We start from the raw sequence: 12,821 nt of genomic DNA, 5'->3' as shown, positions 1-12,821 counted from the left end.
CACCGTGCGCTTACCGGCGGAAGGGGAGTGGGATGGTCGTCTATCTCGATCACGCGGCGACGACACCGATGCTGCCGGACGCGATCCATGCATACGCCGACGCCCTCGGTGTCGTGGGGAACCCGGCGTCGATCCATTCGCAGGGCCAGGCGGCGAAACGGATGCTGGAAGAGGCCCGCGAGCAGATCGCCGCCACTCTCGGTTGTGACCCGATCGAAGTCGTCCTCACCTCCGGGGGCACCGAAGCGGTCAACCTCGCGATCAAAGGCATCTGGTGGTCGCGCAACCGGGGCGGCGCCCGACCGGTGATCCTCGCACCGGGCGGCGAACACCACGCCACGATCGACACGTTGGAGTGGCTGGAACAGCATGAAGGCGCCGAGGTCGGCTGGCTGCCGCTCGACGACGACGGTCTGGTGCACCCAGACGACGTGCAGGCCGCGTTCGACCGCTACGGCGATCGGGTCGCACTCGTCACCCTGCTGTGGGCGAACAACGAGGTCGGAACGATCGAGCCTGTGACCGAGATTGCGGCGCTCGCCGCAGCACACGGCGTGCCGGTTCACGTCGATGCCGTCGCCGCCTACGGATACCTGGACATCGATTTCCGCGCCGTTCGGGACGCATCGGGAAGTGCCGGCGGTGCCGGACTGGTCGCTCTGAGCGTCTCCGCACACAAGATCGGCGGCCCCGTCGGCGTCGGGGCGCTCGTCCTGTCGCGATCGGCCAGCATCGAACCGCTGCTGCACGGCGGCGGGCAGCAGCGACAGGTGCGCTCGGGAACCCAGGATGTCGCCGGCGCCGTCTCCTTCGCCGTGGCCGCCGAATACTCCGCCAGGCATCGCGCCGACGAAGCCGTCCGCCTCACCGGCCTCCGGGACCGCCTGATCGATGGCATCCTCAGCGCCGTTCCGGCCGCCAGGCTCAACGGACCGGCCGGCACCGGCCGGCTCCCGGGCAACGTCCACGTCGCCTTCGCCGGTTGCGAGGGAGATTCGCTGTTGTTCCTGCTCGACATGGCTGGGGTGTCGGTCTCCACCGGATCCGCCTGCCAGGCCGGCATCCCGGAACCCTCCCATGTGCTCCGTGCCATGGGCAGGAGCGAGCTCGAAGCCCGCGGAGCCCTTCGGGTCACCCTCGGGCACACAACGACATCGAGTGACATCGACGCGCTTCTCGCGGCGCTCCCCGGCGCATACGCCCAGGCGTCACGGGCTGGGCTTGCCGACCGCGCGACCACGCTCGGAGCCTGACCCGCAGAAGGCATCCAGCAAGCGGCGCGTAAACTGCACGAGTGAAGGTTTTAGCAGCAATGTCCGGCGGAGTCGACTCCGCAGTCGCGGCCGCGCGCGCAGTCGAGGCCGGGCACGACGTCGTCGGTGTCCACCTCGCCCTCAGCCGGATGCCCGGCACCCTGCGCACCGGCAGTCGCGGCTGCTGCACCATCGAGGACTCGATGGACGCGCAACGCGCAGCCAACATCATCGGGATTCCGTATTACGTCTGGGACTTCTCTGAGCGGTTCAAGCTCGACGTCGTCGACGACTTCATCGCCGAATACGCGGCCGGCCGCACCCCGAACCCCTGCATGCGCTGCAACGAGCAGATCAAGTTCGCCGCCCTGCTCGAGAAGGCGATCGACCTCGGGTTCGACGCCGTGTGCACCGGCCACTACGCGACGATCGAGACGGATGCCGCAGGAAACCGCGAACTGCACCGCGCCAGCGCGTGGGCCAAGGACCAGAGTTACGTGCTCGGAGTGCTCACGGCAGAACAGATCGCGCATTCGATGTTCCCGCTCGGGGCGACCCCGTCGAAAGCGGAGGTGCGTGCGGAAGCCGCAGCCCGCGGATTCAGTGTCGCGAACAAGCCGGACAGCCACGACATCTGCTTCATCCCCGACGGAGACACCCGCGGCTGGCTTGCTGAGCGGGTCGGAGCCGAGAAGGGCGAGATCCTCGACCGGGACGGCTCCGTCGTCGGCTCCCACGAGGGTGCCGCCGCTTTCACCGTCGGTCAGCGACGAGGGCTCAACCTCGGCGTCCCCGACCCGGACGGTCGCCCCCGGTTCGTCCTCGAAGTGCGTCCGAAGACCAACGAAGTCGTCGTGGGACCCAAGGAAGCTCTCGCCATCGCCGAGATCGCCGGATCCAGATTCACCTGGGCAGGACTCGCACCGGAGCACCCCGAGCTGGCCTTCGACTGCGACGTGCAGATCCGCGCGCACGCCGACCCCGTTCCGGCCATCGCCGTCGTCCAGCCGCACGCCGAGACCGGGGAACCGGAACTGATGATCCGGCCGGGCAATCCTCTCGACGGTGTCGCCCCTGGGCAGACGGCCGTGGTTTACGTGGGTACGAGAGTGCTCGGCCAGTGCACGATCGACCGCACGGTCAGCGCCGTTCCGGCCACGGCCTGAGCGAACACGTCGACGGTCGTCACCGAGATCGCAGTTGCGCACTCAAAACGGTCCTTTTCGCTCGTGATGGGTGCGGAACTGCAATCTCGTGCGCAGTCGGTGGCTGTCCCTAGACTGGGCAGGTGACAGAGAGCACCGACCATGAAAGCGCCGCCCAGCAGTCGACACCGAAAGACCTCGAGAAAGCGGCGGCCGAGGCGGGGACGCTGACGACGCGTATTCTCGAACTGCGTGACGCCTATTACGAGCAGAATGCGTCACTCGTCTCGGACGCCGAATACGACGTCCTGATGCGCCGGCTCGAGCTGATCGAGCATTTCTTCCCGGAACTTCAGGGGCAGGACAGCCCGACGCAGACCGTCGGCGGTCGTGCGCAGGCGTCGTTGTTCGACCCGGTGACCCACGCCGAACGGATGCTCAGCCTCGACAACGTCTTCTCCGCCGACGATTTGCGCGGGTGGAGCGAGCGGGTCGAGCGCGCGTCGGCCCGGTCGGTGCACTACCTGACCGAACTCAAGATCGATGGCCTCGCGGTCAACCTGCGCTACGAGAACGGCCGACTGGTCAGCGCCGCGACCCGCGGTGACGGCGTCGTCGGCGAGGACGTCACCGAGAACATCGCGGCCATCCGTTCCATCCCGACCCGCCTGATCGGAGCCGGGCACCCGCCTCGGGTCGAGGTGCGCGGCGAAATTTTCTTCCCCGTCGAGTCGTTCCGTGAGCTCAACGAGCTGCAGCTGGCCGCGGGTGAGAAGGTGTTCGCGAATCCGCGCAACGCTGCAAGCGGCAGCCTCCGCCAGAAGGCCGAGAGCAAGAACGCCGCCCAGCGAAAACTCATGGAGAACCGACTGGGCCGGCTGCAGATGCTCGTGCACGGCATCGGCGCCTGGCCGGACCCGCCGGTCGCGGCTCAGTCCGAGGTGTACGCACTTCTGAAGGAGTGGGGGCTTCCCACGTCGAGCCACTTCCGGGTCTTCGACTCCATCGACGGAGTGATCGGATTCATCGAACACTATGGCGAGCACCGGGCAAGCGTTGAGCATGAGATCGACGGCATCGTCGTCAAGGTGGACGAGCTCGCCCTCCACGACGAACTCGGAGCCACGAGTCGGGCACCCCGGTGGGCGACGGCCTTCAAGTACCCGCCCGAGCAGGTGAACACGAAACTTCTCGACATCGTCGTCAGCGTCGGGCGCACCGGTCGGGCGACGCCGTTCGCGCAAGTCGAGCCGGTGCGTGTCGCCGGGTCGACGGTGAGCCAGGCGACACTTCACAACCGGGACGTTGTGAAGGCGAAGGGCGTGCTCATCGGCGACACCGTCGTGCTGCGCAAAGCCGGCGACGTGATCCCCGAGATCCTCGGGCCCGTCGTCGAACTCCGGAACGGCACCGAGCGCGCGTTCGTGATGCCCGAGAACTGTCCGTCGTGCGGCACGCCGCTCCGCCCGGCGAAGGAAGGCGACAAGGATCTCCGCTGCCCGAACTCCCGTTCCTGCCCGGCGCAGGTCCGCGGCCGGGTGGAACACGTCGGCTCCCGTGGTGCGCTCGACGTCGAGGGGTTGGGAGAAGTCGCCGCCGCGGCACTCACCCAGCCGCTCGAGCCGTCACGCGCGCCGCTCGCCGATGAGAACGGCGACGTTTCCGAGGCCGGGTTGTTCGACCTCACCATCGAAGACCTCTTCCCGGTGACGGTCACCGTCTTCGACTTCGAAACCGGGCTGGGCAAGCTCGGGCCCGACGGAGAGATGAAACGCGTCACCCCGTTCCGGCGGAGACGGAACGTGAGAACCGACGGTCCGTACGACCCCGACGCGGCGGAGTTCTCCGGAGACGAGATGTCTGTGCCGTCGAAGGGTGCCATCGAGCTCCTGCAGAACCTGCAGTCGGCGAGAACCAAGCCGCTATGGCGCATTCTCGTCTCGCTCAACATCCGTCACGTCGGACCGGTTGCCGCGCGTGCCCTCGCCGACTATTTCGGGTCGCTGGATGCCATCCGGTCTGCGACCCGCGAACAGCTGGCCGAGACCGACGGTGTCGGTGGGATCATCGCCGATGCCGTCCTCGACTGGTTCGAGGTGGACTGGCACCGGCAGATCATCGATCAGTGGACCGCGGCGGGCGTCCAATTTGCGACACCGGGGCATCCAGGTCCCGGGGCCGCGGGGGATGCGGGCGGGGTGCTCGCCGGGATCACCGTCGTCGCGACGGGGTCACTCGAAGGGTTCACACGCGAGGGGGCGCAGGAGGCAATTCTCGCGGCCGGAGGCAAAGCCGCGTCGAGCGTGTCGAAGAAGACCGATTTCGTGGCGGCAGGGCCCGGCGCCGGGTCGAAACTCGGCAAGGCCGAGGAGCTCGGCCTGCGGATCATCGACGCCGCCCAGTTTGCCCTGCTCGTCACGCACGGGCCAAGCGCACTCGACGGGGAGAGTTGACCCCTCGCGAGTTGCCGGGGTTGAGGGGGTCGCGGTCGGGCCCAACCACCGCGAAGTCAGCACCTCGTGGGGGTGGCCGTCACGACGCTTCGCGTCGTGCACCTCACATCCAGCAATTCGCGCCGTGCGGGTCAGCCCGTCAGCGGAGGATGTCTCCTTGCCGGCCGGTCTCCTTCTGCAGCAGCGTATCTCGCACCTGCTTGCGGAGGACCTTGCCGATGAGCGATGTCGGCAGTGCATCGATGGCGACGATGCGCCGCGGCACCTTGTAGGCGGTGAGGTTGTCACGCGCGAACTGGCGGATCGACTCGCGATCCAGCTTCTCGCCCGGGCGGACGACGACCGCGGCCACAACGTCCTCGCCGGAATGGGCACTCGGCATCCCCACGACGGCGACGTCCTGGATGGCTGGGTGCTGGCGCAGGGTGTTCTCGACTTCGGTCGGTGCGACGTTGAAGCCACCAGTGATGATGAGTTCCTTGAGCCGGTCGACGACGCTGACGAAACCATCGGAATCCATCGTCACGAGGTCACCGGTGCGAAACCAGTCCCCGTCGACGAAAACAGCGCTCGTCTCCTCAGGCTTGCGGTAATACCCCGAGAACACCTGCGGACCCCTGACGATCAACTCGCCTGGCATGCCCGGCTCCACGTCGACCACCGGGTTCTCGGGCTCCACGATCCGGATCTCGGTACCCGGGATGGGCAGTCCGACCGTGCCGGGCTTGCGCCGGTCCGAGACGGGGTTCGCCATGAGCACGGGGGAGCACTCGCTGAGGCCGTAACCCTCGATGAGGTAGCCTCCGGTCGCTTCCTCGAACGGAACGACGAGTTCGTTCGGCAAAGCCATGGCGCCGGTGATCCCGATCTCGAGACCCTGCAACGACATGCCCTTCTCCTTGGCGCGTGACAGCAGCTTCTCCGCGATCGGAGGAACAGCCGGCAGGAAGGTGGGCGGATGCTTCGCGGCGGCCTTGAGCACGAGGTCGGCGTCGAACTTCGGGAACAACACCAGGCGGGCGCCGAGGCTCATGGCGAAGGTCAGGCACAGGGTGAGCCCGTACGCATGGAACATCGGCAGGACGGCGTAGATCGTGCAGCCCGCGTGGGTGATGGTTGGTGTCCATGCGCGAGCCTGGACGGCGTTGGCCAGCAGATTCGCATGGGTGAGCACAGCGCCCTTCGGCATGCCCGTCGTCCCGGACGTGTACTGGAGAATCGCGACATCCGTCGACTCAGGGCGGGGATGAGAAGGCTCGATCGTGCGCGACGCGCTCAGCGCAGCCCAGCTGATCGCGTCCGTCGTCTTCGCGGTCAGTGCGGCGCGCGACTCGCGGGCCTTCGCAATCGGCAGACGGAGGGCGAGGCGCATCCCGAGCGGCATCGACCGGGTGATGTCGACCGAGACCAGCGACGTCACGGCGATGTCCTCGGGGAAGTCCTGAACGGTCGCAACAACCTTGTCCCAGACGATTGCCACCTTCGCGCCGTGGTCCTCGAACTGGTGCCGGAGCTCGCGGGGAGTGTAGAGCGGGTTGTGCTCGACGACGATCGCGCCGAGGCGCAGGATGGCGTAGAACGCGACGATGTGTTCGGGGCAGTTCGGCAGGACGACCGCGACCGGGTCGCCCTTCTGCACGCCGAGCGCACGCAGGCCTTCGGCGACGCGGGAAATGGCGTGCTGCAGCTGCCGGTACGTCGTCGTCGCTCCGAAGAATTCGAGCGCCACCTGGGAAGGGTGCGCATCGGCGGATGCGTCGACCAGATCGCCGAGGCATCCGTTCTGCTCGGGGATGTCGTGGGGAACATCCGGTGCGTAGTTGGCCAGCCAGGGACGCGTGGAGGTATCGGTCACTCGTGCAACTCTACTGGCGGGAGAGTCGGCGGTTACGAGCGCCCAATAGAATGGATGGAAACCCCAGTACTTACCGACGGAGTCCCATGTCTGAAATTTCTGAGGAGCAGGTGGCGCATCTGGCGAACCTCGCCCGCATTGCCCTCACTCCCCATGAGATCTCGAGTCTCACGACCGAACTCGACCAGATCGTCGACAGCATCGCCAAGGTGCAGCAGGTTGCAACCCCTGACGTCCCTGCCACGAGTCACCCGGTTCCGCTGTCGAACGTGTTCCGGCCCGACGTGGTCGGCGAGACGCTCACCATCGAGCAGGCGCTGCAGAACGCCCCGGAGCACGACGACAACCGATTCAGGGTCTCCGCGATCCTGGGCGAGGAGCAGTAGTGAGCGACATCATCCGATTGACGGCCGCCGGCCTGGCCGAAAAGCTGCAGACCCGCGAGATCAGCGCCGTCGAAGCCACCCAGGCGCACCTGGACCGGATCGACGCGGTCGACCACGACGTGCACGCCTTCCTCCACGTCTCCGACCACGCACTCGACGCCGCTCGTCGCATCGACGAACGCCGAACCGCCGGTGAGGAGCTCGGCCCTCTCGCCGGTGTCCCGCTCGCCGTGAAGGATGTGCTCGTCACCACCGACATGCCATCCACCTCGGGCAGCAGGATCCTCGAGGGATACATGTCCCCGTTCGACGCCACGGTGGTCAAGCGGGCACGTGAAGCCGGCCTCATCCCGATCGGCAAAACCAACATGGACGAGTTCGCCATGGGGTCGTCGACGGAGCACTCGGCATACGGACCGACCCGCAACCCGTGGGACCTCGGCCGGATCCCCGGCGGCTCCGGCGGAGGATCGGCGGCCGCGGTCGCCGCTTTCGAAGCGCCCCTCGCGCTCGGCAGCGACACCGGCGGATCGATCCGCCAGCCTGCCCACGTCACCGGAACAGTCGGTGTGAAGCCTACCTACGGGGCCGTCAGCCGTTACGGCGCCATCGCGCTCGCATCCAGCCTCGACCAGGTCGGCCCGGTGACGCGCACCGTACTCGACGCCGGACTGCTGCAGGACGTCATCGGCGGACACGACCCATTCGATTCGACCTCGCTCACGGATGCCTGGCCGTCGATGGCGGATGCTGCCCGGGAAGGCGCCCGCGGCGACGTGCTCAAGGGCCTGAAGGTCGGCGTCGTGAAGGAACTCTCCGGCGAAGGTTTCCAGGCCGGTGTACAGAGCCGCTTCGACGAGACCGTCGCCCTCCTCACGAAGCACGGTGCCGAGGTCGTCGAAATCAGCGCGCCGCACTTCGAGTACGCCGTCTCCGCCTACTACCTGATCCTGCCGGCAGAGGCCTCCTCCAACCTGGCGAAGTTCGACTCCGTCCGGTTCGGGATGCGGGTGCAGCCCGACGGTGGCGGCACCGTGGAACAGGTCATGGCAGCGACCCGCGAGCTCGGATTCGGACCCGAGGTGAAGCGACGCATCATCCTCGGCACCTACGCCCTCAGCGCCGGTTACTATGACGCCTACTACGGCAGCGCACAGAAGGTCCGCACGCTCATCCAGCGGGACTTCGACGCCGCCTTCGCGCAGGTCGACGTGCTCGTCAGCCCGAGCGCTCCGACCACGGCGTTCAAGTTCGGCGAGAAACTCGAAGACCCGATGGCGATGTACCTCAACGACGTCGCCACCATCCCGGCGAACCTCGCCGGCATCCCCGGCATCAGCGTACCGATCGGACTCGCCCCCGAAGACGGCCTGCCGGTCGGCATCCAAATCATGGCACCGGTGCGCGAAGACGCCCGGCTCTACCGCGTCGGTGCGGCAATCGAAGCTCTGCTCGAAGCGCAATGGGGTCACACGCTGATCTCCAGGGCTCCGGCACTGGGAGGCAAATAATGGCTAAAGACGCCCTGATGGACTACGACAAGGCCCTCGAACTGTTCGAGCCGGTGCTCGGCTTCGAGGTTCACGTCGAACTCAACACGAAGACCAAGATGTTCTCGCACGCCCCGAACGACTTCGGGTCGGATGCCAACACCAACGTCACGCCGGTCTGCCTCGGCCTGCCCGGTGCACTGCCCGTGGTCAACGAGCAGGCCGTGCGATATTCGATCAGCCTCGGCCTCGCCCTCGGCTGCTCGATCGCACCGTCGTCGCGGTTCGCCCGCAAGAACTACTTCTACCCGGACCTGGCGAAGAACTACCAGATCTCGCAATACGACGAACCGATCGCCTTCGGCGGATCCGTCGACGTTGAGCTGCCGAACGGCCGCCTGGTCACCGTGTCGATCGAACGCGCCCACATGGAAGAAGACGCCGGAAAGCTGACCCACGTCGGCGGTTCCACCGGCCGGATCCAGGGCGCCGAGTACTCGCTCGTCGACTACAACCGCGCCGGGGTTCCCCTCGTCGAGATCGTCACCGACATCATCTACGGCGCCGAAGCGGATGCCCCGGAGCTCGCGAAAGCGTACGTCTCGACGATTCGCGACATCGTGGTTTCACTCGGCATCTCCGATGCGAAGATGGAACGCGGCAACCTGCGCTGCGACGCGAACATCTCCCTTCGCCCCCGCACACCCGAGGGCCAGCCGCCTGCGCCGCTCGGAACCCGGACCGAGACGAAGAACGTCAACTCGCTGCGCTCGGTGGAGCGAGCCATCCGTTATGAGATCCAGCGCCAGGCCGCGATCCTCGCCGACGGCGGCACGATCACACAGGAGACCCGGCACTGGCACGAGGACACCGGGCGCACGAGCGCCGGGCGGCCCAAGAGCGACGCAGACGACTACCGGTACTTCCCGGAGCCGGACCTGCTCCCGGTGCAGCCGAGCCTCGAACTGATCGAGGAACTGCGGGCAGCCCTGCCCGAGCCGCCCGCCGAGCGTCGCCGCCGCCTGAAGGCGGAGTGGGGATTCACTGACCTCGAGTTCCAGGACGTCGTCAACGGCGGGCTTCTCGTCGAGATCACCGAAACGGTCGCCGCCGGTGCGACACCCGCCGCCGCCCGCAAGTGGTGGACGGGCGAGATCAGCCGGATCGCCAACGTGAACGGTGTCGAGGCATCCGCCCTCGTTTCGCCGGAGAACGTGGCGGCCGTCGCCGCGCTCGTGGAGGACGGCACCCTCAACGACAAGCTCGCCCGGCAGGTCCTCGAAGGCGTCATCGCCGGTGAGGGATCGCCGCAGGAGGTCGTCGATGCGCGCGGGCTTGCGGTCGTCTCCGACGACGGAGCGCTCATCGCTGCGATCGACGAAGCACTCGCTTCCCAACCAGATGTCCTCGCGAAAATCCGCGACGGCAAGGTGCAGGCAGCCGGAGCCGTCATCGGGGCCGTCATGAAGGCAATGCGCGGCCAGGCCGACGCTGCCCGCGTTCGCGAACTCGTACTGGAACGCGCCGCCGGCTAACCATTCGTAAGGGGGCGGTTCCCGGCATGCGTGCCGGGAATCGCCCCTCTGGTTTTCTCGGAGGAGGCTGCCAGCTCACAGTCTTTCCCGGTGATTCGGAGGTACGATGCCCCCATGCTGGTCGAGGGTTCGATTCGCTGGCAGATCACCGAGGATTGTCCCAGGGATCTGCTGCTCGCGCTTGCCCTGAGAGAACTCGGCGGGCTGAGCGAGGTCTGCGAAGAGCAAATCCCGCCCGCCGACCCGGCGCTCGACGCGGTTCAGCTCGGCGGCATCGACACGGACGCTCTTGCTGCGCAGTGGCGGGGCTGGTGGGCGGGTATCGTCCGCCGGGCCACGCGCCCGTTCATCAGCCAGGTGCGCCCCCCGCACTTCGAAGTCTTCGATCGCGCCCTCGAACTTCAGGAACTCGTCTACAACTGCTACGACCGGGCGACGACCTGGGTCGAGGACCGACACGCGGAGTACCTGCGTGCGGTTGGGGCGCGGGAACATCCACTCGCCGACGCCTATGAACTCGTCCAGCGGCGCCAGTTCGAGCTGCGACGGCAAAGTGGCTCGTTCCGGCTCGACCTCGAAGTGCTTCCCGTGCGCGGCGCCGGGGCGTGGGTGGTCGCCCCGGACACGGTGATCATCAGCCAGGCTCTGCGCGACGACCCCGTGGCGTTCCGGGAGTGGCTGAAGCCCGTCGTCGTCGCCCTTGTCTGACGCCGGGCCCCGCCTGTTCACCCACTCCGGACGAAAGCACCCGGCGTAGCGCGTGAAAGCGACCGAAACGCGTGAGGAGGCGGACGGGCGCGTGGGGGGAGCCCGGGTGAGGCAGCTACTCATTATCGAACACACGTTCGCATCTCGACGGCTCTGTGGGAGAATTGACCCATGAGCAAACAGGACGGCAGCGCACGGCAGGTTTCTGCCGTGAACGACGACGGCGCCACCATCCTGCACATCGACATGGACGCATTTTTCGCCTCGGTCGAACTGCTCGACTATCCCGAACTCCGCGGCAAACCGGTGATCATCGGACACGCGGAGGGGCGTTCCGTCGTGACCAGTGCGACCTATGAAGCCCGTCGCTTCGGAGTGACTGCGGCGATGCCGGTGTCGAAGGCGATGCGGTTGTGCCCGCAGGCCGTCGTCCTGCCCCCGCATCACGAGCGGTACTCCCACTTCTCACGCCAGGTGATCGGCATCTTCCGGGATGCGACGCCGCTGGTTGAGGCGCTGAGCATCGATGAGGCGTTCCTCGACGTGTCCGGCGCGCGGAGGCTCCTCGGCTCTCCGGCCCAGGTGGGGCAGCTGATCCGGGAACGTGTGCACCGCGAAACAGGGCTCACCTGTTCCGTCGGCGCGGCGGCGACGAAGTTCGTAGCGAAGGTGGCATCCGGCAGGGCCAAACCGGATGGGTTGCTCGTCATCCCACCCGCGGAGACGCTCGCGTTCCTTCATCCCCTTCCCATCCGGGCGCTGTGGGGTGTCGGGGCGAAGACCGAGGAGTCGCTGCTGCGCATCGGGCTGCACACCGTCGGTGACGTCGCTGACACCCCGCTCGCGACCCTGCGGAAGGCCGTGGGCGATGCGACGGGCATGAAACTGCACGAGCTGGCGCACGGGCGCGACCCGCGTTCGGTCGTCACCGCGACGGCGGAGAAGAGCATCGGCCACGAAGTGACTTTCCACGAGGATGTCAGCGACGAAACCCGGCTGCGCCTGGAACTGCTGAGGCTGGCCGACCAGGTGGCTGTCCGCCTGCGGAAGGCCGGTTTCCTGGCCCGGACCGTAGCCATCAAAATCCGATTCGAGGATTTCACCACGCTCACCCGGTCCCACACGCTCCCCGAACCGTCCAACGTCGGCCGCCGGCTCTATGAAGAAGCGAACGACCTCTTCACCGCACTTCAGGTCGACGGACGCCCGGTGCGCCTCGTCGGGGTACGCGCGGAGCAACTCGTCGACGGAGACGGCCAGATGGCGTCCCTCTGGGATCCGGATGAGGAATGGCGCGAGGCCGAGACGACGATCGACTCCCTGCGGGCGCGATTCGGGGGAGCGGCGGTGAGACGCGCCTCGATGCTCACCCGGCCGAGCGGTGAAACCGCCGGCGGAACCCGTGCTCCGCGGGACTGACGTCGGATGCAACCCCTTGGTTCGTCCCGCCCGGCCCGATAGCGTGGCGGTATGACAAAACTTGCGCTCGAACTGGCCGATTCATTCAAAGCTGTCGGAGTGACCACCGTCTACGGCGACCCCGTCGACGTCGACGGTGAGAAGCTCGTCCCCGTCGCCCTCGCCTGGTACGGTTTCGGAGCCGGTGAAGCCGAAGGGGAAGGTGACGCCTCGTCCGTCACCGTACACGGCAACGGTGCCGGTTCCGGCGGCGGTGGCGGCGGATTCGCCATGCCGATCGGCGCGTACATCAAGACCCGCGAGGGCCTGAAATTCGAACCGAACATCGTCTCCCTCGTGACGGTCGGCATCCCCTTCATCTGGGTGGTCGGCAAAGCGCTCTCGCTCATCATCCGCGCAGTGAAGAAGTAGGAATCGCCCAGTCCGACGGTACTGAGTACACTGGCGGTAGTAACACGGGAGTCCGGTGAACCGGGCTGAGAGGAAGATTCCATAATCTTCGACCGTCGAACCTGATCTGGGTCATGCCAGCGCAGGGAGGCAGACTATCTCACCACCCGTGCCCACAGAAGGGCGC

At 67.0% G+C, this 12,821-nt stretch carries 10 protein-coding genes and 1 riboswitch; of the genes, 9 read left to right on the top strand and 1 reads right to left on the bottom strand.

Features of this window, described 5'->3' with window-relative positions; genetic code table 11:
* Positions 1 to 32: 32 nt before the first annotated feature.
* The 3 genes from ACLQ62_RS15550 (at position 33) to ligA (ending at position 4,851) form a co-directional block, all read left to right on the top strand.
* Positions 33 to 1,253: a cysteine desulfurase family protein gene (locus ACLQ62_RS15550; RefSeq protein WP_411722536.1), complete on the top strand. Its 1,221-nt coding sequence runs from the start codon at positions 33 to 35 to the stop codon at positions 1,251 to 1,253.
* A gap of 41 nt (positions 1,254 to 1,294) precedes the next feature.
* Positions 1,295 to 2,419, top strand: coding sequence for a tRNA 2-thiouridine(34) synthase MnmA (mnmA, locus tag ACLQ62_RS15545; protein ID WP_411722535.1), 1,125 nt, complete (start codon positions 1,295 to 1,297; stop codon positions 2,417 to 2,419).
* Positions 2,420 to 2,541: 122 nt separating this feature from the next.
* Positions 2,542 to 4,851, top strand: a complete 2,310-nt coding sequence (gene ligA, locus ACLQ62_RS15540; protein ID WP_411722534.1) for an NAD-dependent DNA ligase LigA — start codon at positions 2,542 to 2,544, stop codon at positions 4,849 to 4,851.
* Between the two features lie 139 nt (positions 4,852 to 4,990).
* Here the strand turns inward: ligA and ACLQ62_RS15535 are convergent, their stop codons facing one another.
* Positions 4,991 to 6,706, bottom strand: coding sequence for a long-chain-fatty-acid--CoA ligase (locus tag ACLQ62_RS15535; protein ID WP_411722533.1), 1,716 nt, complete (start codon positions 6,704 to 6,706; stop codon positions 4,991 to 4,993).
* 86 nt (positions 6,707 to 6,792) lie between these two features.
* Here ACLQ62_RS15535 and gatC point away from each other — a divergent pair, with 86 nt between their 5' ends.
* The 6 genes from gatC to ACLQ62_RS15505 all read left to right on the top strand — a co-directional run bounded on the left by gatC (position 6,793) and on the right by ACLQ62_RS15505 (position 12,655).
* Positions 6,793 to 7,092 carry an Asp-tRNA(Asn)/Glu-tRNA(Gln) amidotransferase subunit GatC gene (gene gatC, locus ACLQ62_RS15530; RefSeq protein WP_411722532.1) on the top strand — a complete coding sequence of 100 codons (300 nt, stop codon included), beginning with the start codon at positions 6,793 to 6,795 and terminating at the stop codon, positions 7,090 to 7,092.
* Positions 7,092 to 8,603: an Asp-tRNA(Asn)/Glu-tRNA(Gln) amidotransferase subunit GatA gene (gene gatA, locus ACLQ62_RS15525; RefSeq protein ID WP_411722531.1), complete on the top strand. Its 1,512-nt coding sequence runs from the start codon at positions 7,092 to 7,094 to the stop codon at positions 8,601 to 8,603. Before gatC ends, gatA begins: the two co-directional genes overlap by 1 nt.
* Positions 8,603 to 10,117, top strand: coding sequence for an Asp-tRNA(Asn)/Glu-tRNA(Gln) amidotransferase subunit GatB (gene gatB / locus ACLQ62_RS15520; protein WP_411722530.1), 1,515 nt, complete (start codon positions 8,603 to 8,605; stop codon positions 10,115 to 10,117). The genes gatA and gatB overlap by 1 nt, the downstream gene beginning before the upstream one ends.
* A 114-nt stretch (positions 10,118 to 10,231) precedes the next feature.
* Positions 10,232 to 10,825, top strand: a complete 594-nt coding sequence (locus ACLQ62_RS15515; protein WP_411722529.1) for a hypothetical protein — start codon at positions 10,232 to 10,234, stop codon at positions 10,823 to 10,825.
* Between the two features lie 171 nt (positions 10,826 to 10,996).
* Positions 10,997 to 12,244 carry a DNA polymerase IV gene (locus ACLQ62_RS15510; protein WP_411722528.1) on the top strand — a complete coding sequence of 416 codons (1,248 nt, stop codon included), beginning with the start codon at positions 10,997 to 10,999 and terminating at the stop codon, positions 12,242 to 12,244.
* Between the two features lie 51 nt (positions 12,245 to 12,295).
* Complete coding sequence (locus ACLQ62_RS15505) at positions 12,296 to 12,655, top strand: hypothetical protein (protein ID WP_411722527.1); 360 nt, start codon at positions 12,296 to 12,298, stop codon at positions 12,653 to 12,655.
* A 34-nt stretch (positions 12,656 to 12,689) separates the two neighbouring features.
* Positions 12,690 to 12,800, top strand: a riboswitch (TPP riboswitch).
* The last annotated feature ends 21 nt before the right edge of the window (positions 12,801 to 12,821 follow it).

The sequence above is a fragment of the Mycetocola sp. genome (genome assembly GCF_046716805.1).
GTDB lineage: Bacteria > Actinomycetota > Actinomycetes > Actinomycetales > Microbacteriaceae > Mycetocola_A.
This window is presented reverse-complemented; position numbering and strand designations above follow the sequence as displayed.

What these genes read in the sequence shown, in the direction of transcription:
- ACLQ62_RS15550 (WP_411722536.1), top strand. Translation starts at nt 33, where the DNA reads ATGGTCGTCTATCTCGATCACGCGGCGACGACACCGATGCTGCCGGAC.
- ACLQ62_RS15510 (WP_411722528.1), top strand. Translation starts at nt 10,997, where the DNA reads ATGAGCAAACAGGACGGCAGCGCACGGCAGGTTTCTGCCGTGAACGAC.
- ACLQ62_RS15515 (WP_411722529.1), top strand. Translation starts at nt 10,232, where the DNA reads ATGCTGGTCGAGGGTTCGATTCGCTGGCAGATCACCGAGGATTGTCCC.
- ACLQ62_RS15505 (WP_411722527.1), top strand. Translation starts at nt 12,296, where the DNA reads ATGACAAAACTTGCGCTCGAACTGGCCGATTCATTCAAAGCTGTCGGA.
- gatB (WP_411722530.1), top strand. Translation starts at nt 8,603, where the DNA reads ATGGCTAAAGACGCCCTGATGGACTACGACAAGGCCCTCGAACTGTTC.
- gatC (WP_411722532.1), top strand. Translation starts at nt 6,793, where the DNA reads ATGTCTGAAATTTCTGAGGAGCAGGTGGCGCATCTGGCGAACCTCGCC.